Raw genomic sequence first — 26,715 nt, 5'->3', positions numbered from 1 at the left:
GAAGACCGATGACCCCGTCCCTGCCCCGCGTCCGCGTCCTCTTCGACGAATCCGCCATCGCGCAGCGCAACGAGGAGATCGCCCGCGCCATCGCCTCCCAGCCGCTGGAGAACCTCCTGGTGGTGGCGGTGCTCAAGGGCAGCTTCATGTTCGCCGCCGACCTGATCCGTGCCCTGCACCGGGCCGGGCTGGCGCCGCAGGTCGAGTTCATCCACCTGTCGAGCTATCGCGCCGCGACCGTGTCCTCGGGCCAGGTCGCGATCCTGCGCGACGTCGAGAGCGAGGTGCGCGGCCGCGACGTGCTGCTGATCGACGACATCCTCGAATCCGGCCGCACCCTCGTCTACGCCAAGGACCTCCTGATGGCCCGTGGCGCGCGGCGCGTGCTCACCACGGTGCTGCTGGAGAAGCCCGGCAAGCGCGCGGTGACGATGGACGCGGATTACGTCGGCTTCACCTGCCCGGACGTGTTCGTGGTCGGCTACGGCATGGACGTGGCCCACGCCTTCCGGCAGCTCCCCTTCGTCGGCCTCGTCGATTACGGCGACGGCGAGCCGGACCTGTTCGACACGGGTTCGGACGGCACGGCGATCGCCTGAAGCGAATTCCCCCCGGCAACGCCCGGAAGCGATGCGCGATTGCAACGTGGCCTGACCTTGTTGCGCCGCACGCCGGGAAAGCGGAACCCGCGGCGCGAGTCCCGCTTGACCCTGTGGCGTGCGCCCGATCACAGTCATGGTTCCGCGCAGCTTTTCGACCCAGAGAGACGAGAGGACATGGCGCGCATCCTGCTGGTCGACGACGAGGAACCGATCCGCGGCTTCCTGAAGCGCGGGCTGGAGATGGACGGCCACACGGTCGTGACGGCGATCGACGGCAGCGACGGTCTCGACCGGCTGGCCGAGGGTGCCTTCGACCTGATGCTGACCGACATCCGCATGCCGCTGATGGACGGCATCGCCCTGTCGCTCGCGGCCAAGCGCGACTATCCGGACATGATCATCCTGCTGATGACGGGCTTTGCCGACCAGCGCGAGCGCGCCCGCGGCCTCGACGCGATCGTGGCCGATGTGCTGACGAAGCCCTTCACCCTCGCCGACATGCGCGCCACGGTGTCCCGCACCCTGCGCGCCGCCGGAGCGGTGGTGGCACGCTGAGGGACCGCTCCCGGATCGGCGGGCGTCGATAGGGGACGGATCCCGGCCGCGCGGGATCGCCCGCGGCCCCGGCGATATCCGTCGCGCGCGGCCGCGCTCCCGTCCGGCCTCGAACCCCGCCGCATCCCCCCTCCTCCACCGGCACGGAGTCGCCCTGGCGCCCGGCGAACCCATATCGGGGGCGTACGAACGGGGCAGACCAGGGGAGAGGCCGTCATGGCGACGACGCGCAGCGTGGTGATCACCGAGTTCGGTCCGCCGCAGGTGATGACCCTGCAAAGCAGGGACCTGCCGGCGCCGGGCGCGGGCGAGGCGCAGCTGCGCCAGACCGCGATCGGCTTCAACTTCATCGACGTCTACCAGCGCCGCGGCGCCTACCCGCTCGAGCGGCCGACCGGGCTCGGCTTCGAGGCGGCGGGCGTGGTCGAGGCGGTCGGGCCGGGCGTCGTGGACCTGAAGCCGGGCGACCGGGTCGCCTACATGAATGCCGGGGTCGGTGCCTATGCCGACCGGCGCACCGTGCCGGCGGAGAAGCTGGTGCGGCTGCCCGGGAGCGTGAGCGACGAGGCCGCCGCCTCGCTGCTGTTCAAGGGCATGACGGCGCAGTACCTGCTGCGCAAGACCCATGCGGTGCAGCCGGGCGACCTGCTGCTGGTCCATTCCGCCGCCGGCGGCGTCGGCCAGATCCTGACCCGCTGGGCGACCGCGCTCGGGGCGAAGGTCGTCGGCACCACCGGCTCGCCGGAGAAGCGGGAGGCGGCGCTCGCGGCCGGCTGCGCGGCGGTGATCGATCTCAACCAGCCGGACTGGCCGAAGGCCTTCCTGGAGGCCACCGGCGGCGCCAAGGCCCGGGTGGTCTACGACGCGGTCGGCAAGGACACGCTCCTGAAGTCCCTCGACTGCGCCGCGCCGTTCGGCCTCGTCGTGTCGTACGGCGCCGCCTCGGGCCCGTCGCCGGCGATCGACCCGGAGCTTCTCAACAAGAAGGGCTGCCTGTTCCTGACCCGCCCGTCGGTCTTCCCGCACAACGCCGACCCGGCGACCTTCCGGGCCAACGCCGCCGACCTGTTCGACGCGATCGGCCGCGGCCACGTCGCGGTCGATGTCGGCGCGCGGTTCCCGCTCGAGAGGGTGGTGGAGGCGCACGAGGCGGCTGAGGCGCGCAAGGTCACCGGGGCGATCGTGCTGGTGCCGTGAGGCACCACCCGTGCTCGAGACCCGGGGGGCTCGCTCGTCCTGTCCGCGACCTCGTCCCGAGGTGCCGCGCAGCGGCCTCGAAGGAGGGCTCCAGGGATCGCGGAGACTTCTGGAGCCCTCCTTCGAGGTCAGCCCATCTTCGATGGGCCAACACCTCAGGATGAGGTTGTGGGTAGGACGAATGCGGGATGTCCGCGCCCCTCAGTTCATCCACCAGATCGCCGCGTTGAGCGCCGTCGCGTAGGACACCCAGGCGGCGTAGGGCACGAGGACCAGGGCCGCGAGCCGGTCGAGGGGCAGGACGAGCCGGATCGTCCACAGGATCATGATCAGCAGGGCGACCACCACGACGAGGCCGCCGGCCGGGTCGTGGCGGGCGAAGAAGACCGGCGTCCAGGCGCCGTTGAGGGCGAGCTGGACGAAGAACGCCCACAGGGCGAGGGTGCGGGTGCGCCGCAGCGACCCCGTGGCGGGGGCGGTGCCGAGCAGGCGCCAGCCCGAGAATGCGATCAGCGCGTAGAGGATCGTCCAGGCGACGGGAAACAGCCAGTTCGGCGGCGTGAAGCCCGGCTTGGCGAGGCCCGCATACCAGGTCGGGATGTTGGGCGAGGTCGCCAGGCTGCCCACCACCGCGACCGCGGCGACGGGCACGATCGCCGCGGCGAGGCGCGGCAGGGGCGACAGGACGGGCCGGGCGGGCTCCGGGTGAGGCAGCGTTGCGGTGGGCGGCATCTCGGGCTCAGGTGCTATACCGGGATGGAGGTTGCGCGCCGGCACCGGTTCTGCAAGGGCGGCGGGGGAGCAAAACGTCCCTGTTGTCCCCTGGAGCCCCGGCATGAGCAGCGCCCCGCGCCACTGGTCGAAGAAGAGCCTCGCCGCGCAGGCATTGGGCCATGTCGACCCGATCACGAAGGCGGTGGTGCCGCCGATCCACGTCGCCACCACCTACATCCGCGACCCCGACAACCAGTATTCCTCCGGCTACGTCTACGGCCGGCCCGACAACGCCACGGTGCGCGAGGCGGAAGCCGTGATCGCGATGCTGGAGGAGGCTGAGGCCGGCGCGCTGCTGTTTTCCTCCGGCATGGCCGCCGCCACGGCGGTGTTCGGCGCCCTCGATCCCGGCGACCACATCGTGGCGCCGACCGTGATGTACTGGGCCCTGCGCCGCTGGCTGACCGAGGAAGCGACCCGCTGGGGCCTCAAGGTCGATTTCGTCGCCACCGACGACCTCGACGCCCTCAAGGCGGCGGTGCGGCCCGGCCAGACCAAGCTCGTCTGGCTCGAGACCCCGTCGAACCCGCTCTGGACCGTCACCGACATCGCGGGCGCGGCCGAGATCGCGCATGCGGCCGGCGCCCGGCTCGCGGTCGATTCCACCGCCAGCTCGCCGGTGGTGACCCGGCCGCTGTCGCTCGGCGCCGACGTGGTGATGCACGCCGCCACCAAGGTGCTCAACGGCCATTCCGACGTCATCGCGGGTGCCCTCGCCGGTGCCAGGGCGGACGAGTTCTGGGCCCGGATCCAGCGCATCCGCTCGGGCAACGGCGCGATCCTCGGGCCCTTCGAGGCCTACCTCTTGATGCGGGGCATGCGCACGCTCCACGTCCGCATCGCCACCCAGATGGCGAACGCCGCCGAGCTGGCACAGCGCCTGTCCGCCCACCCCGCCGTGGCCCGGGTGCTGTATCCCGGCCTGGCGACGCATCCCGGCCACGCCGTGGCGGCGCGCCAGATGACCGGCTTCGGCACGATGCTGTCGATCCGGGTGGCCGGCGGCGAGGCGGCGGCGATCGCGACGGCGGCCCGGGTGGCCCTGTGGAAGCGCGCGACCTCGCTCGGCGGCGTCGAGAGCCTGATCGAGCACCGCGCCTCGATCGAGGGACCGACCACCCCCTGCCCGCCGGACCTGCTGCGCCTCTCGGTCGGCATCGAGGACGTCGACGACCTCTTCGCCGACCTCGACCAGGCCCTGCGCCAGGATTGAGGAGGCGGGCGGGACGAGCGGGCGACAGGAACGGACGCGCCGACGACGGGAGCTTCTTGCGGTCCCGGCGCGTTGAACCGGCGATGCTTTTTCTTCTCCGGCCCCGTGGAGACCGATCATGCCCGCCGCCCTGCCCTTCGCGCTTCTCGGCGCGCATCTCGTCCTCGTCGCGGCGGACGGTCCGCCGCGGCTCGACATCGAGCACACCTGCAACTCGCCCGGCCGCTCCTCGGTGAGCCAGGAGGCCGGCTCCGACGGCTGCCTGCGCTCCGAGCGTTCGGCGGGCGACGAGCTGCGCAAGCGCTGGGGCCAGTTCTCCGGCCCGGCCAAGACCCAGTGCTCGCAGCAATCGCGCGCCGGCGGCTTTCCGAGCTACGTCGAGATGCTGACCTGCCTCGAGCTCGCCAGCGGCGCCGTGCCGGTGACGAGCCCCACCAACCGCGCCACCGTCGGCCAGGGCAGCCCCGCCACCACCGGCAGCGTCCGCGGCCGCCCGCAGGAGCGCGCCGACAGCCTCACCGCCGAGCCCTCGCCGAGCCAGCGCACCGACCCGCTCAAGGTGCTGGGCAAGTAGAGGCCCGGGGTCGCGCGAGACCGGGCTGGCGAGGTCCGGCCCGGTGCGATGGAAGGCGTTGCCGACGTCGGCAACGCTGGAGCGTTTTCCGACGAAGTGGAAACCGGTTCGTCGCAGAAAATGCGACAGAACAAAGACCTGGAGAGCTTCGCGATTGCAACGCGATCGTGAAGTGCTCTAGGACGCGCACCTTCCCGGTCCGCGATCGGGCGCTTCTCAGATCTCCCGCGCCCGCGACGCCTTCGCGTCGTCGGTGGCGGTGGCGAGCCAGACCGGGGCCTCGCCGCGCACCGGCGGGCGGGCGGGAGCCGGCGGCGCGGCGCGGGCGGCGGCGAGGTCGCGCAGCTCCGGCGCCTGGGCGGTATCGTCGATCGTGAGGAAGAGGCCGCGCCGGCGCGCCGCATGGCCGTAATCGGCCCGGCTGGTCAGCACGCTGAGCGCCGGGCTGCCGAGGAGGCCGAGGGCGACGGGGGCCATCCAGAGGGCGAGGAGCGGGTCGCCGGCATAGACGAGCGCCGCCGCGAGCAACCCGCCGGCCACCAGCGCGTCGGCCTGGAGGCGGCAGGCTTCGGACCACGGCACCCGGCGGTCGTCGCGGGCCTGGGTCTCCCAGCGCACCACCCTTCCGGCGAAGGTCGAGAGCACGGCACCGGCGTTGAACAGGGTGAGGACCGGCCAGAGCAGCACCCAGAGCGCCTGCTCCAGGGCCGCGCCGATAAGGAGCCGGCGCGTACCCCCGAAGGCGGCGCGGCGCTCCGGCGACAGGAGGACGTGGCCGAGGCTGAGGAGCTTCGGCAGCGCCAGCACGGCGACGCTCAGGGCCGCCAGCACCGCCGCCGCCGGCCCCTCGCCGGTGAGGCCGTAGGCCAGCAGCCCGAGATCGCCGCTGCGGATCGCCTGCCAGGTGCCCAGCGCCAGGAAGGCGACCCAGACCGGCGAGGCGAGGTAGGACAGGATGCCGGCGCCGAGGTGCCAGCGGCTGCCGGCGGTGAGGCCCGGCATCCCGATCACGCCGAGATGCTGCAGGTTGCCCTGGCACCAGCGCCGCTCGCGGCCGAGGAGGTCGGTGAGGTTGGTGGGCATCTCCTCCCAGGTGCCGGGTTCCTCCGGCAAGAGGCGCAGTTCCCAGCCGGCCCGGCGCAGGAACGCGCCCTCCACCGTGTCGTGGCACAGGATCTCGCCGCCGAGCGGCGCCCGGCCGGGCAGCACCGGCAGCTCGGCATTGGCCGCGAAGGCGGCGATGCGCAGGATCGCGTTGTGGCCCCAGTAGCCGCCGTCCGGCCCCTGCCAGGTCTCGAGCGCCCGGATCGAGAGCGGCGCGTAGAGCCGCACGGCGAACTGCTGGATGCGGGCAAACAGCGTGTCGCGCCCGGCGGCGTAGCTGACCGTCTGGATCAGGCCGACGCGGGGGTTCTCCTCCAACAGCCGCACCAGCCGGCGCATGGCGGCACCGGTCATCAGGCTGTCGGCGTCGAGCACGATCATGAAGTCGTAGGCGTGACCGTAGGTCTCGCAGAACTCGCCGATATTGCCGGCCTTGCGCCCGGTATTGTCCTGGCGGCGGCGGTAGCGGATCGCCGGCAGGCCGGGCCCGGCGGTCTCGCGCCAGGCCAGCGCGCGGGCGAGCTCGCGCTCCTCGGCCGCGGCGATCTCCGGGTCGCGGGTGTCGCTGAGGACGAAGATGTCGAGGTCGCGCCCGTCGCCGCCGGCACGGGCGAGGGACCGGGCCATCACCCGGATCGCCGCGAAGACGGCGCCTGCATCCTCGGCGTGGATCGCCACCACGGCCGCGGTGCGGCTGCGCCCGCTCGCCTGCGGCGCGAGGTCGGCGGCCTGCCGCTCCACCGCCGACATCACCCGGGGCCCGAGGCCGGCCGCGATCGCGCCGTAGAGGTACTGCCAGGCGATGTAGGATTGCCAGGCCATCGCCAGGCAGAACAGCCCCAGCACCGCGGCCTCGAGCGGCCCGTCCGGCACGCCGATGCTGGCCGCCGCCGCCGCCGCGAGGGCGAGCGCCGTCGCCACCGTCGGCACGGCGAGGGCCAGGCGCCGCCGGCGCAGGGCGGCGGCCTCCTGCGGGGAAGCGGGTTCCGCACCGGGAGCGACCGGCACGGCGTCGTGCGACGGAGGAGCGAGGGACATGGAGGGCGCGTGAACTCGGTGACGGGACTCGGTGCGGGAACTCGCTGAGGAACCGGCGCGGGAGGCGGCTCTCGGTGCCGTGGCTGCGCTATCCCGCTGGTGGTCATGGAGCAATCGGTCTGAATGACGCCAGAACGATGACGCCGGGCCGCGCGTCGCGTTTCCCGGATACCACCGAGACGTCCCGTCGGCGGGCCGGCGGCGTCGCCCGGGCCGGGGCGCGGATCCTCGTCGCGCACCGGACCGCGTTCGGGCCGCCGGCCGCGCACCCGGCGGATCGGCTTGCCAGGCGTCCGGGCTCCCCCGCGTCCGGGCGTCTCGCGGTCTCCTCGGGTCGCCACCACGCGCGAAACGTAATTCGGTTCCCGAAGAACGCCCGCTTCCGCCGCATGGTGACGACACGGCCATGCATCACCGTCATGGCAACGGAGCCTCTGGTATCATTCGTTTAACTGCATTCGGGCGAAAAGGCCTTGTCGTCCCGAGCGGCCCCGCCACCTTCGTCGATCGTTGTCTTCCGTATCAGCGATGCCCGTTCCCGGTTCAGGACGCCCGCTTTGAGAATCGCCCTCGTCAACCCGACCTGGAGCTTCGGAAGCAGCCTGTGCGTCGCATGCCCCTCGCCCCAACGGCTCGACGCCCGACGGGGGCAGACGCCCGGGGAACCGGGCCCCTCGCACGGCCGCCCTCATTCCTGCACCTTTTGCGCCGAGACCGGTTCCGGGGACGCCGACCGGCGGCACGTGCCGCCGCCCCTGGAGGAGATCGACCGATTGATCGCGCACGGCGCAACCCGCCTCGACGAGGTCGTCCCGCGCGCCCCACGGGTCGCGCTCTGCGCCTGCGTCCGGGCCGACGATCCCGTGCGTCTCCGCCCGTCCTCGCCGTATGACCGCCGCCCGTGGCGCGCGCGGGACGGCAGGGCCCGGAAGGGCGCGTGCGTCCCTCACCGCGGTCGGTTCGACCGCTCCGGTGACATCCCGTCGGCAGCGCCGGCCCCGTTGCGCGAGTTGGAGGCGGCATGCTGCCCAGCCTGACGGTCCCGGCCGGACGCCCCCTCCCCCACCGGGGGGCGCCCGTCCTCCACCTGTTCATGACGGTCGATGCGGTGGGCGGCATCTGGCAATACGGGCTCGACCTCGCCGAGGAAATGACGCGCCGGGGCGTCGCCGTCACCCTGGCGGTGCTCGGCCCCGAGCCGAGCCAGGACCAGATGCGGGCGGCCCGTGCCATCCGGGGTCTCGACCTGCGCCCGCTCGGCGTCAGCCTCGACTGGACCGCGCTCACCCGCCGCGAGGTCGAGGCCACCGCCGCCATCGTCGCCCGCGAGGCCGAGCGGGCGGGCGCCGACCTGATCCACCTCAACAGCCCGGCGCTCGCCGCGCTCGCCGAGTTCTGCGCGCCCGTGATCGCGGTGGCGCATGCCTGCGTGGCGACCTGGTGGGCGGCGATGCGCCCCGGCCCGCTGCCGCCGGACCTCGCCTGGCGGGCGAACCTCGTCGCCGAGGGCTACCGCCGGGTCGACGCGCTGCTCAGCCCCACCCGCGCCTTCGCGGAGGCCACCGCCGCGACCTACGGGATCAGCCCGCCCCGCGTGGTGCCGAACGGCCGGCGCAAGCCCGCCGACCGCGGCCAGCGCACCCCGGCGGGCGCCGCCGCCTCGCCCTTCGCCTTCACGGCCGGCCGGCTCTGGGACGAGGGCAAGAACGCCCGCACCCTCGACCGGGCCGCCGCCCGGATGCGTCTGCCGCTCCTCGCCGCCGGTGACCTGAAGGGCCCGAACGCGGCGCAATTCGCGCCCGAGCACCTGCGCTCCCTCGGACGGCTCAGCGACCAGGACGTGGCGCGCTGGCTCGCCGGTTCGCCGATCTACGCCTCCGCCGCCCGCTACGAGCCCTTCGGCCTCGGCGTGCTGGAGGCCGCGAGCGCCGGTTGCGCCCTGGTGCTCTCCGACATCCCGACCTTCCGCGAATTGTGGGACGAGGCCGCGATCTTCATCGCGCCCGACGACGATGCGGGCTTCGCCCACGCCATCGAGATGGTGGCGGCCGATCCCGCGATCCGGGCGCGCCTCGGCGCCGAGGCGCGGGCGCGGGCCGAGACCTACACGGTCGAGGCGATGACGGCGGGCGTCCTCGAAGCCTATCGGGCCGTGCTCACCGGCCCGCCTCTGCGGGCCGGGATGCCGGCCTGAGGATCGGCGCCTTCGCGTCGTCCCTCCGCCCGTGCCGAACCCGCGGCGACGCCCCTATCCCGCTTGGCTGCGCGCAGCGGGGGGTAGACCCCGCGACGGTGGCGGAACGGATGAACGGCGTCCCGTAGACCTCGCCCCTTCCCGCTCTCCGGGGGTCTCGGGCCGCGGGATCCGTGAACAGGCTCAATCGCCTGTCGGAAGGTGTCCGACCCGGACCAGCAGGTTCGCTATCAGGGCGATCCGCGGCCCCAGGCTCGCCAGGTCCAGGTGCTCGTCGTGCGCGTGCAGCCCGGCCCCGCAGGGCCCGAGCCCGTCGAGGGTCGGTCGGCCGAGGGCGCCGGTGAAGTTGCCGTCCGAGCCGCCGCCCGACACCTCCGGTGAGACCGCGATCCCGAGCTCCGCCGCGATGGCCTGCGCGGCCCCGTAGAGCGCCCGGTCGCCCGGGCCGGTGCGCCAGAGCGGGCGCTCGCTCGCAAGCTCAATCGCCAGGCGGTCGTCGGCCTCCCCGGCGACGATCCGCAGGATCTCGTCCCGCCGCGCGTCGTCGGCGGCCACGCACAGCATCTCGGCCGCGGCACGCTCGGGCACGCAATTGACCCAGAGCCCGCCGCCGATCACCCCGACGCTGAGGCTCGCGCCCGGGACGCTGCGGCCCTCCAGCGCCACGACCGCGCGGGCGAGGCGATGGATCGCCGAATCGCCCCGGGCGGGGTCGCGCCCGGCATGGGCGGGCCGGCCGGTCGCGGCCAGCGCGAAGCGCAGGATGGCGTGGCGGCCGACGACGAGGCCGCCATTGTCGCGGGCGGGCTCGGGCACCAGGATGCAGGCCGCCTCCCGCGCCCGCGCCTCGATCAGTCCGCGGGAGCGCGGCGAGCCGATCTCCTCGTCCGTGGTGATCAGGACCTCGACCGGCCGCGGGAGGTGCGGCTCGGCCCGTCGGAGCGCCTCGAGCGCCAGCACGATCCCGCCCTTCATGTCGAGGATGCCGGGCCCGAAGGCGCGGCTTCCCTCGATCCGCCACGGGTTGGCGGCGAGCTCGCCGACCGGGTGGACGGTGTCGAGATGGCCGAGGATCAGGATCGGCGGACCGTCGAGCGTCCCGCCCCGGTCGTAGGTTGCCCGCACGGCGCCGGCCGCGGCGAGGTCGGCGGTCTCGGGCGCCACCGCGAGGCCGTCGGCGGCGAGCTCGGCGCGCATCAGGGCGAGCCCGGCGGCGAGCGCCTCGGGCGCGTAGCTCGGCGTCTCGCACAGGACGAGGCGGCGCAGGCGGTCGAGGGCGGGGGCGAGGTCCGCCGGATCGGGGACGGGGATCACCGGGAGGGGATTCATGACCGCAACGCGGTGGCGGCGTGCGCGGCGATGTCGGCATGGGTGGCGAACCACACGTCGCCCTTGGCCTTGACGGCGCGGATCAGCTCTTCGACGATCCACAGCCGCGAGCGGTAGCCGATGATGTGCGGGTGCATGGTGAGCTGGAACAGGCCGCCCTCGCGGTAGGCGCCCTCGAACTCGCGCATGAAGATCGCCAGCACGTCCTCGGGCCCGATATGCGGGCGCAAGCCCTCGAACCGGCTCATCATGAAGTAGGGCGCGTCGTCCCGGATCCACTCGACCGGGACCTCGACGATGCCGGTCGGCGCGCCGTCCTCCATCAGCTCGTAGCAGGTGTCGTCGGCCATCAGGGAGGAATCGTAGAGGAGGCCCATCTCGCGGATGATCGCCAGCGTCGCGTCCGAATAGTCCCAGGACGGGGTGCGCAGGCCGACCGGGCGCGTGCCCGTGATCCGCTCCAGGGCGTCGGCGCTGCGCAGCATCAGGTCGCGCTCGGCCTCGGCCGGCAGGATCGAGTTCAGTTCGTGGATCCAGCCGTGGATGCCGATCTCGTGGCCGGCCGCCACCACGCCGCGCTGCTCGTCGGGGTAGAGCATCGCCACCACCGCCGGCACGTAGAAGCTCGCCGGCACGTCGTGCTCGGCCAGCAACTTGAGGATGCGCGGCATGCCCTGGCGGTGGCCGTACTGGCCCCAGGAGAGCCGGCCCAGCGACTTGCCGCCGTCGCGCAGCTCGTTCGTCTCGTGGTCGACGTCGAAGGAGAGCGCCACGGCGCACCGCTTGCCGTCGGGCCAGGCCGGCGCCAGGCTGCGCCCGGCCCGGACCTTGGCGACGCGCCGGCGCCAGTGGTCCTCGGGCCATTGCCAGGGCTTGAGGTCGGCGGAAGAAGGGGTGTTCATGGGGACGTCCTCCGGTCAGGCGAGCCGGCTCTTGCCGGTCTCGGGCATGCGCGCGACGACGACGAGCGTCAGGACCGCCATCGGGATCAGGTAGAGGGCGCCCGGCGCCAGCGGCGAGCCGGTGACCGCGATGAGCCAGGTGGCGACGAAGGGCGCGAAGCCGCCGAACACCGCGACCGCGAGCGTGTAGCCGATCGACATCCAGGTCGAGCGCAGGTGGCTCGGGAACATCTCGGAGATCGCCGCCGGGCCGGGGCCGGAATAGAGGGCGACGATCAGCCCGAACACGACCTGGATCGACATCACCGTCAGGAAGCCCGCCCCGCCGGCGACGATCCGGAACAGCGGGTAGGACAGCAGGATCGCCGCGACCGCGCTCGCGATCAGGAGCGGCTTGCGGCCGACCCGGTCCGAGACGTGGCCGAAGACCGGCACCGCCAGCACCATCGCGACGAGGCCGATCGTGTTCGACCACAGGGCCTGCGAGGCGGTGAGCGCACCGAACTTCTGGGTGAAGGTCGGCATGTAGGAGAGCAGCATGTAGTACGACACGGTCCAGAAGATCGTGAAGCCGAAGGCGCGCAGGCCGAGCCGCGGGCCGCTCTCTTGCGCGGGCGCGACCGGCGCGGCGTCCTTCCGGGCCACCTGATCCTCGAAGACCGGCGTCTCGTCGACGCTGCGGCGGATCAGGATGCCGACGACGAGGAGCGAGGCGCCGAGGAGGAACGGGATCCGCCAGCCCCAGGCCAGCATCGCCTCCGGGGTCAGGAGCGACGTGAGGAGCGCGGCGACGCCCGAGCCGAGGAGGATGCCGGACGCGGTGCTGACCTGCTGGAACGAGCCGAACAGGCCGCGCCGGCCCTCCGGCGCCCACTCGATGATGAAGGCCGTCGAGGCGCCCCACTCGCCGCCCGCCGCGATGCCCTGGAGGATGCGCAGGGCGACGAGCAGCGCCGGGGCCGCGATCCCGATCTGGGCGTAGGTCGGCAGCAGGCCCAGCCCGATCGTGCCGAGCGCCATCATCAGGAGCGTGAGGACGAGCGCGACCTTGCGCCCGCGCCGGTCGCCGAGCCGGCCGATCACCGCGCCGCCGAAGGGGCGGGCCAGGAAGCCGACGCCGTAGGCCGCGAAGGTCGCGAGGAGCGAGGCGGTGGGATCGCTCGACGGGAAGAACGCCGCCGAGATCGCCCCGGCCAGGAAGGCGTAGACCCCGAAATCGTACCATTCGAGCATGTTGCCGATGCAGGCGGCGGCGATCGCCCGCCGCGCCCGCGGGTCGATCCCCGCGCGCACCTGCCCCGCTCCGATCGTCGCGACCGTGCCGTCCATCCGGTTCCCCGCGCGTCCGTATTGCCATGCAATACGCTGCATTGCATCTTATGCTGGTTCAAGGGACGACACGATGTCAACGGATGTCAGCGGCGAAACCGCGCGAAGCCGATTGTTTGTTCATTCGGTCGAAAAATGCTTCAGCGTCCTCGAAGCATTCCACGGCGTTCGCGCCCTGTCCTTGCAGGAGATCAGCGAGCGCAGCGGTCACGACAAGAGTACGTGCCAGCGCATGGTGCACACGCTGGCGCAGCTCGGCTATCTCGACCAATGCGCGACGACCCGGCGCTACGCCCTGGCGGATCGGGTGCTCGACCTGAGCTACGCCTTCCTGCGCCACCATCCGCTGATCGAGCGGGCGACCCCGATCCTGATGGACCTGCGCCGGACCTGCGACGCGCGGGTGGACCTCAGCCTCTTCTCGCAATCGTCGCTGGTCTACGCGCTCCGGCTGCAGGCGCGGGCCGAGCACTATTACACCAACCTGGTCGGGCGCCGGATCCCGCTCTTCTGCAGTGCCGGCGGGCGCGCGGTGCTGGCCGTCCTCGCGGAACCGGAGGCCCGCGCCCTGGTGACGGCGGAGGACCGCCGGCCGCTGACCCGCTTCACCCGCACCGGGATCGACGACGTGATGACGGCGGTGGCGGAGGCGCGGCGCGACGGCTACGCGGTCGCCGCCCACGAGGTGATCGAGGACGAGGTCGTGGTCGCGGTGGCGCTGACCGACGCGGCGCGGCGGCCGTTCGGCGCCCTGCACGTCGCCGGCGAGGCCGGGCGCTGGGGCGACCCGGACGAGATCGCCCGGATCCTGCCGGGGCTGATGCGCGCCGCCGCGCTGGTGGGCGGCGCGCCGGCCTGACCCTCAGTAGATCGCCGGCTCGGGCACCGGAGCGCCGTACTCGGTGCGCAGGAAGTCGAAGTCGCAGCCCTCGTCCGCCTGCTGGATGTGGCGGGAGAACATCACGCCGTAGCCGCGCTCGTAGCGGGGCGCCGGCGGGGTCCAGGCGGCGCGCCTCTGTGCCAGCTCCTCGTCGGACACCTCCATGCGGATCGCCCTCGCCTCGACGTCGACGCTGACGATGTCGCCGGTGCGCAGGAGCGCCAGGGGCCCCCCGACGAAGGATTCGGGCGCGACGTGGAGCACGCAGGCGCCGTAGCTGGTGCCGCTCATCCGCGCGTCCGACAGGCGCAGCATGTCGCGGTGCCCCTCCTTGAGGAGTTTCTTCGGCATCGGCAGCATGCCCCATTCCGGCATGCCCGGCCCGCCCTGCGGCCCGGCATTGCGCAGCACGAGCACGTGGTCGGCGGTCACGTCGAGAGTCTCGTCGTCGATCGCGCGTTTCAGGGACGGGTAATCGTCGAAGACGAGGGCCGGGCCGGAATGCTTGAGGAAGCGCTGGTCCATCGCCGCCGGCTTGATGACGCAGCCGCTTGGCGCCAGGTTGCCCTTCAGCACCGCCAGCGAGCCCTGGCCGTAGACCGGGTTCGACAGCGGCCGGATCACGTCGGCGTTGTGGACCTTAGCCCCCTCGATCACCTCGCCGAGCGTCCGGCCGCTCACCGTCAGGCAGTCGAGGTGCAGGTGCTCGCGGATCTCGTTCATCAGCGCGCGGATGCCGCCGGCGTAGAAGAAGTCTTCCATCAGGTAGGTGTTGCCGCTCGGCCGCACGTTGCCGATCACCGGCACGATGCGGCTGTAGCGCTCGAAATCGTCGAGGCCGATGGCGTGGCCGGCCCGGCGCGCCATGGCGATCAGGTGGATGATGGCGTTGGTCGAGCAGCCCATCGCCATGGCGACCGCGATCGCGTTCTCGTAGGCCTCCCGGGTCTGGATCCGCTGCGGTGTCAGGTCCTCCCACACCATGTCGACGATGCGCCGGCCGGATTCCGAGGAGAGGCGGATATGGCCGGCATCCGCCGCCGGAATCGACGAGCCGCCGGGCAGCACCATGCCGACGGCTTCCGCGATCGCCGTCATGGTCGAGGCGGTGCCCATGGTCATGCAGGTGCCGTAGGACCGGGCGATGCCGCCCTCGATCCCGAGCCAGTCCTGGTCGGTGATCTTGCCGGCGCGGAGTTCATCCCAGTACTTCCAGCTGTCGGAGCCGGAGCCCAGCACCTTGCCCTGCCAGTTGCCGCGCAGCATCGGCCCGGCGGGAATGTAGATCGCCGGCAGGTTCATGCTGGTGGCGCCGAGAAGCAGGCCCGGCGTGGACTTGTCGCAGCCGCCCATCAGTACCGCGCCGTCGACCGGGTGGGAGCGCAACAGCTCCTCGGTCTCCATCGCCAGCATGTTGCGGTAGAGCATGGTGGTCGGCTTGACGAAGCTCTCCGAGACCGAGATCGCCGGCAGTTCGACGGGAAAGCCCCCCGCCATCAGGATCCCGCGCTTCACATCGTCGACGCGATGCTTGAAGTGCGCGTGGCAAGGCTGGAGGTCGGACCAGGTGTTCAGGATCGCGATGACCGGCTTTCCGGTCCACTCCTCGGGCGCGTAGCCCATCTGCATCGCCCGCGAGCGGTGCCCGAAGGAGCGCAGGTCCGCCGGCCCGAACCAGCGGGCGGAACGCAGGGACGAGGGCTCGCGGCGCACGGCCTGCGGGCCGTCCGGGATAGCACCTGGCTCGAGTTCGGGCGGGGGGAGCGGATCGCGGGCCATCTTTTTCCAGGCTCCTGTCGGTATTCGACGTTACGTGACGGACCGCACGCCCTGACCCCTCCCCCGCAGAGGGGGGAGGGGTCAGGGCGGCGTGCTCGTCAGTGCTAGTGCTGCAAGCCCCACTTCTGCACCGTCCGCCGCTCCAGCGTGCGGAAGATCAGGTTCTCGACCACGAGGCCGATGATGATCACGGTCAGCAGGCCGGCGAAGACGGCCGGGATGTCGAGGAGGTTGCGGTTCTCGAAGATGAACCAGCCGAGGCCGCCGGCTCCCGACGACACGCCGAAGACGAGCTCGGCGGCGATGAGCGTGCGCCAGGCGAAGGCCCAGCCGATCTTGAGGCCGGTGAGGATGGAGGGGAACGCTGCCGGGATCAGGATCTTGGTGACGTAGGGCAGGCCCTTCAGCCCGTAGTTGCGCCCGACCATCCGGAGCGTGTTCGAGACGCCGCGAAAGCCCGAATGGGTGTTGAGCGCCACCGCCCACAACACCGAGTGGATCAGCACGAAGACCAGGCTGCCGTTGCCCAACCCGAACCAGATCAGCGCCAGCGGCAGGAGCGCGATGGCCGGCAGGGGATTGAACATCGCCGTCATCGTCTCGAGGAAGTCGGTGCCGATGCGGGTCGAGATCGCCACCATGGTCAGCGTCGCGGCGAGCAGGATGCCGGCGACGTAGCCCATCAGCAGCACCTTGATCGAGGTGAGCGCCCGGTTCGGGATCGTGCCGTCGAGGGTCTGCTGCCACAGCGTCGTGACGGTGTCGGAGAAGGTCGGAAAGAGCAGCGGGTTGTCGAGGAAGCGGGCGTAGATCTCCCAGACCAGCGCCAGCACGACGATGATCACCGTCTTGCGCACGAAGCCGCTGTTCCAGAGGATCTCGGCGGTGCCGAGCTGGCGCTCGACCGCGCCGTCGGCGGCGGGCGCCGCCTCGCTCATGATGATGCGGGCCGGCATCGGGGAGCCCGTCGTGATGCTCGTCGTGCTGCTCATGGGGGTGCCTCCTCGACGATCGGTCAGTGGTGGGCGGGCTCGTCGGAGAACAGCAGGTCGTGGATCTGCTGCTCGAGCTGGCCGGCGCTGCCGTCCTGGGACGACACCTTGTCGACGTCGCGCACCTCGGCCTTGACCCGGCCCGGATGGGGCGAGAGCAGGAGGATGCGGTTGCCGATCTTGATCGCCTCGGCGATCGAGTGGGTGACGAAGAGCACCGTGAACTTCGTCTCCTCCCAGAGCTGCAACAGCTCGTCCTGGCAGGTGCGCCGGGTGAGCGCGTCGAGGGCCGCGAAGGGCTCGTCCATCAGCAGGATGTCGGGCTCCATCGCCATGCCGCGGGCGATCGCCACGCGCTGCTTCATGCCGCCCGACAGGGTGTGGGGGTAGCTGTCGATGGCCCGCGTCAGGCCGACCTTCTCGATATAGGCCCGCGCCCGCTCCTCGGCCGCGCGGCGGGACATCTTGCGCGCGTTGAGGAGCGGGAAGGTGACGTTCTCGAGCACCGTCTTCCAGGGCAGGAGCTGGTCGAACTCCTGAAACACCATCATCCGGTCGGCGCCGGGCTCCTTGACCACCCGGTCCTTGATGCGGATCTCGCCCTCGCTCGGGTGCAGGTAGCCGCCCACCGCCTTGAGCAGGGTGGACTTGCCGCAGCCCGACGGCCCGAGCAGCACGAAGCGGTCCGAGGTCTCGACCCGGAAGCTGACGCGCTCGGTCGCGGTGACCAGCACGTTGGGGGTCTTGTAGCGGAGCGTGACGCCGCGGACGTCGAGGAGCGCGGTCATGGTGTCGTGTCCTCTCGAACCGGAAGGGCTCAGCTGCCGCTGAGGTCGTGGGCGACCGGCAGGTAGTAGTCGGTCCAGGCCTTGGGCTTGGTCCGCAGGGTGCCGATGCGGGACAGGTGCTCGGCAAAGCGCATCGTGCCCTGGGGCTGGAGGTTGAACTCCATCATGCCGGGCTCGGCCAAGTAGCTCAGCAGGTCCTCGGCGCTGGTCTTGTCGCCGGTCACCTCGCGGTAGATCTCGACCGCCTTGGCGGGATCCTGGCGGATGAAGGCTTGCGCTTCCTCGGAGGCCGCCCGCACCGCCTGGACGATCTTGGGGTTGGCGTCCGCGAACTTGGTGGTGGTGAAGAACTGGCCTTGAGTCAGCGGCCCGCCGATGATGTCGGGCGAGCGCGCCACGATGTGGGCGCCGGGCACGGTGCGCAATTCGACGTACTGGAACGGCGGCGCCGCGAAGTGGGTCTTGATCTCGTGGGTGGGGTTGGCCAGCGCGATCGCCGCATCGGGATGGCCGAGCTGCACCGTGTTGGCGTCGAGCCGGCCGGACTGGTCGGCGCCGTAGGCCTCGCCCGCCGCCATCTGCAGCAGGATCGCCTGCGTCGAGACCTTCACGGTCGGCACCGCGACCTTGTCGCCGGGGCCGATGTCCTTGATCGTCCTGATCTTCGGGTCGCGGCTGACGAGCAGCAGCGGCAGCGCCGAGGTGGCGACGATGCCCTTCACGCCGCCCCGCGTCCGGTCCCACAGCAGCAGCAGGTTGCCGGTGCCGGTATTGACGATGTCGACGTTGCCGGCGAGCAGCGCGTCGGTCTGGCTGCCGCCGCCCGTGAAGGTGAGCCACTTCGTCTTCACGCCCGGCACGCCCAGACGCTCGGCATGCTTCTCGATCAGCCCCTGCTTCTCGATGACGTGGGTCGGCAGGTAGATGATGCCGGGCTGGCGGGTGATCGCCACGTCGCTCTTCTGCTGCGCCCGCGCCGAGCCGGAGGCGAGCAGACCGGCAGCGAGGAAGCCCGCCGCGAGGGCGCGGCGCGTGGGCGAATGGATCATGAGCGTTCTCCCGAGGCCGCCGCGGGGCGGCGCAGGCCGGCTTGTTGTCGATCGCCGGTCCAGCCCACTCACTAAAATGGTAATGCATTAGTATGTCAACCCGAGCCGGGTCGTGCTAGGCTGCCGCTAGGGCCGCTCCGGCGGTGCCGGGTCATTGCCGAGTCCGACCGTCATGAACGCCGTCTTCGCCGGTGCGCAGCGCCTCCGCGACCGCTCGCGCCACGCCGCCCCGCAGGTCTTCGACCTCATCCGGGACAAGATCGTCTCGCTCGATCTCGCGCCCGGCACGGTGCTGTCGCGGCCCGAATTGCAGGCGAGCTTCGGCCTCAGTGCCACCCCGATCCGCGATGCGCTCCTGCGGCTCCAGGAGGAGGGGCTGGTCGACATCTTCCCGCAATCCTCGACGGTGGTGAGCCGCATCGATCTCGCGGCCGCCCGCCAGGCGCAGTTCCTGCGCCGCGCCGTGGAGCAGGAGGTTGTGCGCACCCTGGCCCGGGCACCCGACCGGGCGCTGGTGGCGCGGCTCCAGGCCTTCGTGGCCGAGCAGGCGCTGTTTGCCGAGGCGGGCGACTTCGCGCGGCTGTCGGCGAGCGACGAGGCGTTTCACCGCGCCCTGTGCGAGGCGGCTGCCGTCCCCGACCTCTGGGACCTGATCCGCCGTCGCAGTGGCCATATCGACCGCCTGCGCCGCCTGCACCTGCCGGTGGAGGGCAAGGCGCAGCAGATCGTAGCCGATCACCGGCGGATCGTGGCGGCGCTCGCCGAGGGTGAGCCGGAGGCCGCCCAGGAGGCTCTTCGCGATCACCTCTCGAAGTCGATCGCGCTGGGCGACGAGATCCGGGCGCGGTGGCCGGCCTATTTCGCCTGAGGCGCGATCAGAAGAACGTCGCCGGGCTGACGCCGAAGCGCTCCGACAGGCGGGCGATCTGGTTCCTGTTCAACTCGCGCTTGCCGCTCAGCAATTCCGAGACGACGCCCTGGCTGCCGATCTCCGGCAGGTCGCCCTGCTTGAGCCCGTGCTGGTCCATCAGCAGGCGCACCACCTCGGCGGGCGGCACGTCCGGCCGGGGGAGCGCGGCGTCCTCGTAATCGGCGATGAAGACGCCGAGGAGACCGAGAAGCGGGGCCAAGGCATGGCAATCGTCACCCGCGCCGGCATCGATGAGGCCGTTCATCGCCTCGATCGCCGCTTCGTACTGCGCGTCGTCGGCGATCGGGTGCAGGGGGATTTTCCGGGTGATGACCGCGAAATGATGAGAGAGCGTGGCGACGTCGTCGCGGCTCAAGGGCAGGCATTCCATGCATCGTACTCCTTGTGCGTGAAGACATGCCGTATGAACAATTTCTGCGTATTGAAATGAATCGATGCTACAATCCGATACTTGTTACCGCTGATATCGAATATATAGAAAGCCCCCACTCGATCCGTGGAATTGAATGTCGATTTCAGACCGGAAAAGCTCGAGAATGTGTTCGATTCGACGATCTTACGCCATGCCTGAAGTGGCTTTGCGGCGGCCGGGTGCAGCGTCGCGAAATCCACGAGGCTCTTGTTCGAGATGACGCGCATCGTTTCGGCGACCGCCCGTTCGGAGCCTCCGGCACCTCGGCCTCACGGCTCCCCTCCGAGGTTCCGAGCCGGCGGGTCGTCCAGCCAAGTCACGGACAGACGATATCTCGTTTTGAGATTTTGTCGAGCGTCATCCCCGCCCCACCACCGTCCGGATCGCGAAGCTCGACTGGATCCGCGCCACCCCCGGCAGGCGCGACAGCACCTCCTTGTGCAGGCGCTCGTAATCGCCCGCATCCGCGACCTCGATCCGCATCAGGTAATCGGACAGGCCGGTCATCAGGTAGCAGTCGCGCACCTCGGGGCAGCGGCGCACCGCGGCCTCGAAGCGGTTGAGCGACTCTTCCGTCTGCCGCTCCAGGGTGATCTGGGTCAGCACCACCATGTGGTGCTCGCGCTCGTCGGCCTCGATCAGCGCGGTGTAGCCCCGGATGGTGCCGTTCGTTTCGAGAAGCCGCAGCCGGCGCAGGCAGGCCGAGGGCGACAGGCCGACCTTGGCGGCGAGATCGGCGTTGCTGATGCGCCCGTCGTCGCGCAGGACGCGCAGGATCCGCGCGTCGATCTCGTCCCGTCCCGCCACCGCGCAATTTCCTGTCGTCAAGCCGCAGATCGTTGCGTACCGTAACAGACTCTCGCAGGCCATGCGCCGATCCGGCGAGAAATTCGGCGATCCTTGCGCGACACTCCCTCCATCGACCAGGCGCCGGGTCGGACACCGAAAGGCGAGGCGCGACAGAAGGTTTTGCGGCGATGCGCGTTCTGATCCTCGGCGGCGGCGTGGTCGGCGTCACCTCGGCCTACTACCTCGCCAAGGCCGGTCACGAGGTCACGGTGCTCGACCGCCAGCCGGGCGCGGGCCTCGAGACCAGCTTCGCCAATGCCGGCCAGGTCTCGCCGGGCTACTCGGCGCCCTGGGCCGCCCCGGGCATCCCCGTCAAGGCGATGAAGTGGCTGATGATGCGCCACCGGCCGCTGGTGCTGTGGCCGAGCCTGGAGCCCAAGCTCTACGGCTGGCTCGCCAAGATGCTGGCGAACTGCACCGAGGACGCCTACCGCCGCAACAAGGGCCGGATGGTGCGGCTCGCCGAGTATAGCCGCGACGTGCTGCGCGACCTGCGCACCGAGACCGGCATCACCTACGATCACCGCGAGAAGGGCACGCTCCAGCTCTTCCGCACCCAGAAGCAGCTCGACCATGTCGGCGACGACACCGGCGTCCTCGACGAGTACGGCGTGCCCTACGAGGTGCTGGACCCGGCGGGCTGCATCGCGGCCGAGCCGGCGCTGGCCCGGGTCGGCGGCTCCTTCGTCGGCGGCCTGCGCCTGCCGGGCGACGAGACCGGCGACGCGCATCTGTTCACCCAGCGCCTCGCGGCGATCTGCGAGAGCATGGGCGTCACCATCCGGTACGGCGCGACGATCACCTCGCTTCGCCAGGAAGGCGGCCGCATCGTCGGCGTGGGCCTGGCCGGCACCGGCTCTGCCGGCGGCGAGGTGCTGACGGCGGACCGCTACGTCGCCGCCATGGGCAGCTACACCCCGATGATGTTGAAGCCGCTCGGCATCGAGTTGCCGGTCTATCCGGTGAAGGGCTACTCCCTGACCCTGCCGGTCACGAATGCCGAGGCCGCCCCGGTCTCGACCGTGATGGACGAGACCTTCAAGGTGGCGATCACCCGGCTCGGCGACCGCATCCGCGTCGGCGGCACGGCGGAGCTCGCCGGCTTCAGCCAGGCCCTGCGCGGCCCGCGCCGGGCGACCCTGGAGCGCTCGGTCCTCGACCTCTTCCCGCAGGGCGGCGACGTCTCGCAGGCGAAGTTCTGGACCGGCCTGCGCCCGATGACCCCGGACGGCACCCCGATCGTCGGCGCCACGGCCTACGACAACCTCTACACCAATACCGGCCACGGCACGCTCGGCTGGACCATGGCCTGCGGCTCGGGCCGGCTCCTCGCCGACCTGATCGGCGGCCGCGCGCCCGAGATCGACCATCAGGACCTCGCCGAGTCGCGCTACGCCAAGGCGGCGTGAGGAGCTTCACCCTCCTCTACGGTTCCTGACGTCCTCCGGGTCATCCCGGGGCCGCGAAGCGGAGCCCGGGAACCGTACACTGCCGCGACCTCGACCTGAACGCATCCCACGTCGGCAAGTCGTCCTCTCCAACCCAGAACCACATCCCGAGGTCACAGGTTGGAAGAACGATCCCGACAAAGACACGCTTCGCGACAACCGCCCTCCCCGCCCTAGATCCCGCCCCGAGCAGGGGGATCGGCGCATGCCATGGGTCGCAGGGGTGGACGGATGCCCGGGCGGCTGGGTCGCGGTCTTCGGGCCGAGCGACGGCCACGACCTCGAAAAAATCCGCGCCCGCGTGCTGCCGAGCCTCGAGGCGATCTGCGACGCGCCCGAGGCACCGGCGATCGTGGCGGTCGATATCCCGATCGGCCTGCCCGACCGGGTCGGGCCCGGCGGCCGCACGGCGGAAGTGCTGGTACGGGCGCTACTCGGACCGCGGCGCGCCTCGGTCTTCCCGACCTCGGCCCGCAGCGTCGTCTACGCGCCCGACTACACCGCGGCCATCGCCCTGTCGCGCCGGCCCGAGACCCAGCCCTTCGCGCCCTCCCCGCCCGCACAGGCGATCTTTCCCCGCATCCGCGAGGCCGACGGCCTCCTGCGCGCCCGGACGGAGCTGCAGGCGCGGGTCTACGAGGTGCACCCGGAGCTCGCCTTCCAGGGCCTCAACGGCGGCACGCCGCTGCCCGAGCCCAAGCGCAAGCCCGCGGGCGCGGCCCTGCGGCGCGACCTCCTGGCCCGTGCCGGCCTGCCCGCCGACCTCCCGGTCCCCAAGGGCGCCAAGCCCGACGACCTCCTCGACGCATTGGCGGCCCTCGCCGTGGCGCGGGCCATCGCCAAGGGCCGCGGCGTGCCCTATCCCGATCCGCCGGAGCGCGACGCCCACGGCCTGACGGCCGCGATCTGGACGCTTCCCCACAGCGAGGCCCCCCGATGACCGACGCTTCCGCCGACCTTCCCACCCGCGACATCGCCCGCGCCCTGGTGCTCGATCCCGCCGGCCGCCTCCTGCTCATCGCCTACGAGGCCTCGCGCGACGTCGATCCGGGCCGGCCGGGCGACCGGACGTTCTGGTTCATGCCCGGCGGCGGCATCGAGCCCGGCGAGACGCCGGAAGAGGCCTGCCGGCGCGAGTTGGAGGAGGAGATCGGCGTCCAGGATGCGCCGCTCGGCCCCCAGGTCGCCCGCTGCGACGGCGCCTTCACGCTGTTCAACAAGTCGCGCTTCGCCCGCGAGCGCTACTTCGTGGTGCGGCTGCCCGACGACAAGGTCGATACCAGCCGCCTCGCCGAGACCGAGGACAATCCGGTCTACGGCACGCGCTGGTGGCCGCTCGACGAACTCGCCGCCACCCACGAGCGAGTGGAACCGCGCGGGCTCGCCGATCTGGCCAAAAGGCTCGTGGCCGGCGAGACGATCCCGGAGGTCGTGACGTTGTCCTGGGGGCCGGGCGCGGCGTAAGCCTGCCGCAGAGGCTCATCCCAAGGAGATCACGACCCATGGCCGACGATCTGTCGTTTCCCCCGGCGCTGGCGGACGGCTACCGCGCCTTCCTGGACGACCGGTTCGTGCGCGAGCAGGACCGCTATGCCAGCCTCGCCGAGGGGCAGAGCCCCGAGATCCTGATCATCAGCTGCTGCGACAGCCGGGTCTCGCCCGAGGTGATCTTCGACGCGCGGCCGGGCGAATTGTTCGTGGTGCGCAACGTCGCCAACCTGGTGCCGCCGTTCGAGACCGGCGGCGAGTACCACGGCACCTCGGCGGCGCTCGAATTCGCCGTGCAGGCGCTCAAGGTGAAGCACATCGTGGTGCTGGGCCACGCCCGCTGCGGCGGCGTGCGCGCCTTCGCGGACGACGCCGCGCCGCTCTCGCCGGGCGACTTCATCGGCCGCTGGGTCTCGCTGATCCGCCCCGCGGCGGAGGCGCTCGGCGACGAGCCGCGCGGGCCGGACTACCTTGAGCAGCTCGAATTCGCCACGGTGACGAACAGCCTCAAGAACCTGATGACGTTCCCCTGCGTGAAGATCCTGGTGGAGCGCGGCAAGCTGCAGCTCCACGGCGCGCATTTCGGCATCGCCACCGGGCAGCTGCGGGTCCGCGACCCCGAGACCGGCGAGTTCCGCCTGGCCGAGCCCGGCCGGGCCGCCGCCCAGACCAAGCTGATCCGCTGCCAGGACGAGGCCGGCAGCGGCGGCTGAGCGACCGGTCGGGGAGGATGCGGAACCCGATCCTCCCCGGCCCGGCCGGGAAAACGGCCCCGACATCCAGCTACCGCGTCTGCTTAGTTCGAAAAGATGCCTCGACTATGTATTTTGGCTTAAGGGTGTCTTGCATTACATTATGACTCCTTAAACCGATCTGGGCTTATTATCCTATAAGGCCCACCATACTTCGCTCGATCGCCGTCGCTGCCCCAGGGTCGCGTGGTTCCGTCGACAGGGGCCCTCCGAAGAGATCGGACCGAAGCGTTCGATCGACTGCGAGGAAAGGTCATGTCGGCCATGCTGACGATTCGAACGAAGCTCATCTCGACCCTCGGCCTGTTCCTGATCCCGATCGCGCTGCTGTCCGGCCTGTTCGTGATCCAGTCGCGCAAGGACATCGATTTCGCCAGTCGCGAACAGGCAGGGGTCGCCTACCTGCAGACCGCCTGGCCGATCCTGCGCGCGGCCACGCTGTCGCGGATTCCGGCCGCGACGACGGGCGACGACTGGGCCGCCTTCGAGGCCGCCCACGCGCGTCACGACCCGGTCATGGGGACCGGCGAGGCCGCCCGCGACCTCGCCCTGGCGCGTGGCAAGGACCCCGCCGCGATCGTGGAGGCCGCCCGCACCCTGGTGACCAAGATCGGCGATGGCTCCAACCTGATCCTCGATCCCGACCTCGATTCCTTCTACGTGATGGACGCCGTCGCGGTGAGGCTGCCGGACCTGCTGCAGCAGGCCGGCACCCTGGCGGCGCTCGCGGTCGAGCTGCGCGGCAAGCCGGCGCTGACGCCCGGCGACGCCGCGCGATTCCTGATCGAGCAGGGCAAGCTCCGCGCGACCGCCGAGGGCCTCCAAGCCTCCCTTAAGGCAGCGTCCAAGGCCAATGCCGACGGCACCGTCGAGGGTGCCCTCGCGGCGCCGGCCACCGCCGTCGTGGCGGCGTTCGAGGCGCTCGACCGGCCCGTCGCCGCCCTCGCCGAGGCCCATGCGGCCGGCCGGCAGACCGCGGCCGACCTCGCGCTGTTCCAGCGCGCCGCGACCGATCTCGTCGCCCGCGCCGACCGGCTGTGGGCGGACGGCGCGGTCGCCCTCGACCGCCTGCTGGCAGCCCGGGTCGCCGGCCTCCAGAACCGTCTGGTGGTGGCGCTCGGGATCGCCGGCTCGGTGACGGTACTGGCCTTCCTGCTCGCCTTCCTGCTGACGCGCTCGGTCGTGCAGGGTCTCGCCGGCCTCGACCGGCGGGTGCGCGCCCTCGCCGACCAGTCGCTCGACGCCGACGTGCCGGAGGCGGGTGGCCGCGACGAGATCGCCGCGCTGGCGCGCGCCATCGTGCACTTCCGCGATCGGACCGCCGAGTCGATCGCCCGGGCGAGCGACGACGAGCACCGCCGGGCGATGATCGAGCAGGAGCGCCGGTTCATGGCGCAGCTCGCCGACCGCATCCGCGACACGGTGGGCGGCGGCGTGCGGCACTTCCAGGAGGTCGCCGTCACCATGCAGGACGCGAGCGCGGGCGTGCAGGACCACGCCACCGATACCCGCGAGCGGCTGTCGCGCTCGGTCGAGGATCTCAACGGCACCGCCGCCGAGGTCGCCGGCGCCGCGAGCGCGGTGACGCAGCTCTCGGCCTCGATCGGCGAGATCGCCGGCCAGGCGGCGCAATCGACCGCGGCGATGCAGGACGCGCGCGCCCAGGCGGCGGCCGCCCGCGCCCTCGCGGTGCAGCTCTCGGAGCTGAGCGACCGGATCGGCAGCATCACGGGCCTGATCCACTCCATCGCGGGCCAGACCAACCTGCTCGCCCTCAACGCGACGATCGAGGCGGCCCGTGCGGGCGAGGCCGGCAAGGGGTTCGCGGTGGTCGCCGCCGAGGTCAAGTCGCTGGCCGCCCAGACGACCCGGGCGACGGAGGAGATCGACCGGCAGGTCGGCTCGCTGCGAGCCGCCTCCAGCAGCGTGCTCGGCGCCGTGGACGGCATCGCCACGACGGTCGGGACGATCGCCGACATCGGCACCTCGATCGCCTCCGCGGTCGAGGAGCAGAACGCGGCGACCGGCGAGATCACCCAGATGATGCAGACCGTCGCGAACCGGACCCAGACGGTGATCACCGGCATCGCGGTCCTGCCGGGGCTCGCGCGCGAGACCGACGCCCTGGCGACCCGGCTCGCCGCGATGGCGTCGGACCTCAGCGGCGAGGCCGGGCTCGTCAACGGCGAGATCAACCACCTCCTCGTCGAGATCGCCGACCGGCGCGGCGGGGAGCGCTTCCCGGCGGCGGCGGAGGTCGGGGTGACGGTCGCGGGCCGGCACCACCGCTCGACCCTGCAGGACGTGAGCGCGACGGGCGCGCGCCTCACCGCGTTCGGCCCGCCCCTGCCGGTCGGCACGGCGGTGACGATCGAACTCGGCGGCGCCTCGCATCAGGCTCGCGTGATCTGGAGCGACGAGGGCCAGTTCGGCATCACCCTGTCCTCCGGGCCGCTCGATGCCCGGACGCTCTGCGCCTTGAAGGCGCCGGGCGCGGCCGCAGCGCCCACCCGCAAGGCCGCCTGAAGAGCCGGGC

General features: G+C 71.7%; 25 protein-coding genes. 13 read left to right on the top strand and 12 right to left on the bottom strand.

Going from position 1 to position 26,715, the window contains the following annotated elements; translation table 11 throughout:
* Positions 1–8 precede the first annotated feature (8 nt).
* From hpt to V3T34_RS12480, 3 genes are all read left to right on the top strand, one after another.
* On the top strand, positions 9–599 hold the full coding sequence (gene hpt, locus V3T34_RS12490; RefSeq protein ID WP_060845366.1) for a hypoxanthine phosphoribosyltransferase: 591 nt from the start codon (positions 9–11) through the stop codon (positions 597–599).
* A 177-nt stretch (positions 600–776) separates the two neighbouring features.
* Positions 777–1,157, top strand: a complete 381-nt coding sequence (locus V3T34_RS12485) for a response regulator (protein WP_305076485.1) — start codon at positions 777–779, stop codon at positions 1,155–1,157.
* A 216-nt stretch (positions 1,158–1,373) separates the two neighbouring features.
* The gene (locus V3T34_RS12480; RefSeq protein WP_305076486.1) at positions 1,374–2,354 is read left to right on the top strand and encodes a quinone oxidoreductase family protein; all 981 of its coding nucleotides are present in this window, start codon (positions 1,374–1,376) and stop codon (positions 2,352–2,354) included.
* A 201-nt stretch (positions 2,355–2,555) separates the two neighbouring features.
* Here the strand turns inward: V3T34_RS12480 and V3T34_RS12475 are convergent, their stop codons facing one another.
* The gene (locus tag V3T34_RS12475) at positions 2,556–3,086 is read right to left on the bottom strand and encodes a TspO/MBR family protein (protein WP_279356512.1); all 531 of its coding nucleotides are present in this window, start codon (positions 3,084–3,086) and stop codon (positions 2,556–2,558) included.
* A 103-nt stretch (positions 3,087–3,189) separates the two neighbouring features.
* On the opposite strand from V3T34_RS12475, the gene V3T34_RS12470 reads away from it, so the two are divergent.
* Positions 3,190–4,341 carry a trans-sulfuration enzyme family protein gene (locus tag V3T34_RS12470; protein WP_060845362.1) on the top strand — a complete coding sequence of 384 codons (1,152 nt, stop codon included), beginning with the start codon at positions 3,190–3,192 and terminating at the stop codon, positions 4,339–4,341.
* 118 nt (positions 4,342–4,459) lie between these two features.
* Entirely contained in the window at positions 4,460–4,915 is a 456-nt protein-coding gene (locus V3T34_RS12465) for a hypothetical protein (RefSeq protein ID WP_060845361.1), read from the top strand.
* Positions 4,916–5,131: 216 nt separating this feature from the next.
* On the opposite strand, the gene mdoH is transcribed toward V3T34_RS12465, so the two are convergent.
* Complete coding sequence (gene mdoH / locus V3T34_RS12460; RefSeq protein WP_305076487.1) at positions 5,132–7,057, bottom strand: glucans biosynthesis glucosyltransferase MdoH; 1,926 nt, start codon at positions 7,055–7,057, stop codon at positions 5,132–5,134.
* Between the two features lie 1,021 nt (positions 7,058–8,078).
* Between mdoH and V3T34_RS12455 the strand changes: the two genes are divergently transcribed.
* The gene (locus tag V3T34_RS12455) at positions 8,079–9,251 is read left to right on the top strand and encodes a glycosyltransferase family 4 protein (RefSeq protein ID WP_060845359.1); all 1,173 of its coding nucleotides are present in this window, start codon (positions 8,079–8,081) and stop codon (positions 9,249–9,251) included.
* A gap of 183 nt (positions 9,252–9,434) precedes the next feature.
* Here V3T34_RS12455 and V3T34_RS12450 read toward each other — a convergent pair whose 3' ends face one another.
* From V3T34_RS12450 to V3T34_RS12440, 3 genes are read right to left on the bottom strand one after another with little or no spacing between them, the layout of a single operon-like run.
* Positions 9,435–10,580, bottom strand: a complete 1,146-nt coding sequence (locus V3T34_RS12450; RefSeq protein ID WP_305076489.1) for a M20/M25/M40 family metallo-hydrolase — start codon at positions 10,578–10,580, stop codon at positions 9,435–9,437.
* A complete protein-coding gene (locus V3T34_RS12445; RefSeq protein WP_305076490.1) occupies positions 10,577–11,482 on the bottom strand; it encodes a polysaccharide deacetylase family protein in 906 nt (301 codons plus the stop codon). Before V3T34_RS12445 ends, V3T34_RS12450 begins: the two co-directional genes overlap by 4 nt.
* Positions 11,483–11,497: 15 nt before the next feature.
* A complete protein-coding gene (locus V3T34_RS12440) occupies positions 11,498–12,811 on the bottom strand; it encodes an MFS transporter (RefSeq protein ID WP_305076491.1) in 1,314 nt (437 codons plus the stop codon).
* Here V3T34_RS12440 and V3T34_RS12435 point away from each other — a divergent pair.
* Complete coding sequence (locus V3T34_RS12435) at positions 12,714–13,670, top strand: IclR family transcriptional regulator (RefSeq protein ID WP_331369186.1); 957 nt, start codon at positions 12,714–12,716, stop codon at positions 13,668–13,670. The two genes, V3T34_RS12440 and V3T34_RS12435, sit on opposite strands and share 98 nt — an antisense overlap.
* A gap of 3 nt (positions 13,671–13,673) precedes the next feature.
* On the opposite strand, the gene araD is transcribed toward V3T34_RS12435, so the two are convergent.
* The 4 genes from araD to V3T34_RS12415 all read right to left on the bottom strand — a co-directional run bounded on the left by araD (position 13,674) and on the right by V3T34_RS12415 (position 18,299).
* The gene (gene araD, locus V3T34_RS12430) at positions 13,674–15,470 is read right to left on the bottom strand and encodes an L-arabinonate dehydratase (RefSeq protein WP_305076493.1); all 1,797 of its coding nucleotides are present in this window, start codon (positions 15,468–15,470) and stop codon (positions 13,674–13,676) included.
* Between the two features lie 104 nt (positions 15,471–15,574).
* On the bottom strand, positions 15,575–16,426 hold the full coding sequence (locus tag V3T34_RS12425; protein WP_060849141.1) for an ABC transporter permease: 852 nt from the start codon (positions 16,424–16,426) through the stop codon (positions 15,575–15,577).
* A 59-nt stretch (positions 16,427–16,485) separates the two neighbouring features.
* The gene (locus tag V3T34_RS12420) at positions 16,486–17,250 is read right to left on the bottom strand and encodes an ABC transporter ATP-binding protein (protein WP_060845355.1); all 765 of its coding nucleotides are present in this window, start codon (positions 17,248–17,250) and stop codon (positions 16,486–16,488) included.
* 29 nt (positions 17,251–17,279) lie between these two features.
* On the bottom strand, positions 17,280–18,299 hold the full coding sequence (locus tag V3T34_RS12415) for an ABC transporter substrate-binding protein (protein ID WP_305076494.1): 1,020 nt from the start codon (positions 18,297–18,299) through the stop codon (positions 17,280–17,282).
* Positions 18,300–18,471: 172 nt separating this feature from the next.
* Between V3T34_RS12415 and V3T34_RS12410 the strand changes: the two genes are divergently transcribed.
* Positions 18,472–19,167 carry a GntR family transcriptional regulator gene (locus V3T34_RS12410; RefSeq protein WP_060845353.1) on the top strand — a complete coding sequence of 232 codons (696 nt, stop codon included), beginning with the start codon at positions 18,472–18,474 and terminating at the stop codon, positions 19,165–19,167.
* A gap of 7 nt (positions 19,168–19,174) precedes the next feature.
* Here the strand turns inward: V3T34_RS12410 and V3T34_RS12405 are convergent, their stop codons facing one another.
* The 3 genes from V3T34_RS12405 to V3T34_RS12395 form a co-directional block, all read right to left on the bottom strand.
* Positions 19,175–19,600, bottom strand: a complete 426-nt coding sequence (locus V3T34_RS12405) for a helix-turn-helix domain-containing protein (RefSeq protein WP_060845352.1) — start codon at positions 19,598–19,600, stop codon at positions 19,175–19,177.
* Positions 19,582–19,869: a type II toxin-antitoxin system HigB family toxin gene (locus V3T34_RS12400; protein WP_082742349.1), complete on the bottom strand. Its 288-nt coding sequence runs from the start codon at positions 19,867–19,869 to the stop codon at positions 19,582–19,584. The genes V3T34_RS12405 and V3T34_RS12400 overlap by 19 nt, the downstream gene beginning before the upstream one ends.
* Before the next feature lie 130 nt (positions 19,870–19,999).
* Positions 20,000–20,470 carry an Lrp/AsnC family transcriptional regulator gene (locus tag V3T34_RS12395; protein WP_305076495.1) on the bottom strand — a complete coding sequence of 157 codons (471 nt, stop codon included), beginning with the start codon at positions 20,468–20,470 and terminating at the stop codon, positions 20,000–20,002.
* An 11-nt stretch (positions 20,471–20,481) separates the two neighbouring features.
* Here V3T34_RS12395 and V3T34_RS12390 point away from each other — a divergent pair, with 11 nt between their 5' ends.
* From V3T34_RS12390 to V3T34_RS12370, 5 genes are all read left to right on the top strand, one after another.
* Positions 20,482–21,900, top strand: a complete 1,419-nt coding sequence (locus tag V3T34_RS12390) for a D-amino acid dehydrogenase (protein ID WP_305076496.1) — start codon at positions 20,482–20,484, stop codon at positions 21,898–21,900.
* A 244-nt stretch (positions 21,901–22,144) separates the two neighbouring features.
* Positions 22,145–22,879, top strand: coding sequence for a DUF429 domain-containing protein (locus V3T34_RS12385; RefSeq protein ID WP_305076497.1), 735 nt, complete (start codon positions 22,145–22,147; stop codon positions 22,877–22,879).
* The gene (locus V3T34_RS12380; RefSeq protein ID WP_060845348.1) at positions 22,876–23,403 is read left to right on the top strand and encodes an NUDIX hydrolase; all 528 of its coding nucleotides are present in this window, start codon (positions 22,876–22,878) and stop codon (positions 23,401–23,403) included. Before V3T34_RS12385 ends, V3T34_RS12380 begins: the two co-directional genes overlap by 4 nt.
* A 38-nt stretch (positions 23,404–23,441) precedes the next feature.
* The gene (locus V3T34_RS12375) at positions 23,442–24,140 is read left to right on the top strand and encodes a carbonic anhydrase (RefSeq protein WP_060845347.1); all 699 of its coding nucleotides are present in this window, start codon (positions 23,442–23,444) and stop codon (positions 24,138–24,140) included.
* A 303-nt stretch (positions 24,141–24,443) separates the two neighbouring features.
* Positions 24,444–26,705, top strand: a complete 2,262-nt coding sequence (locus V3T34_RS12370; RefSeq protein ID WP_305076498.1) for a methyl-accepting chemotaxis protein — start codon at positions 24,444–24,446, stop codon at positions 26,703–26,705.
* Positions 26,706–26,715: the final 10 nt, after the last annotated feature.

The sequence above is a fragment of the Methylobacterium ajmalii genome, from assembly GCF_036448855.1.
In the GTDB taxonomy this organism is placed as follows: Bacteria; Pseudomonadota; Alphaproteobacteria; order Rhizobiales; family Beijerinckiaceae; genus Methylobacterium; species Methylobacterium ajmalii.
Note: the sequence above shows the minus strand (reverse complement) of the source record. Positions and strands in the feature narration are given on the sequence as shown.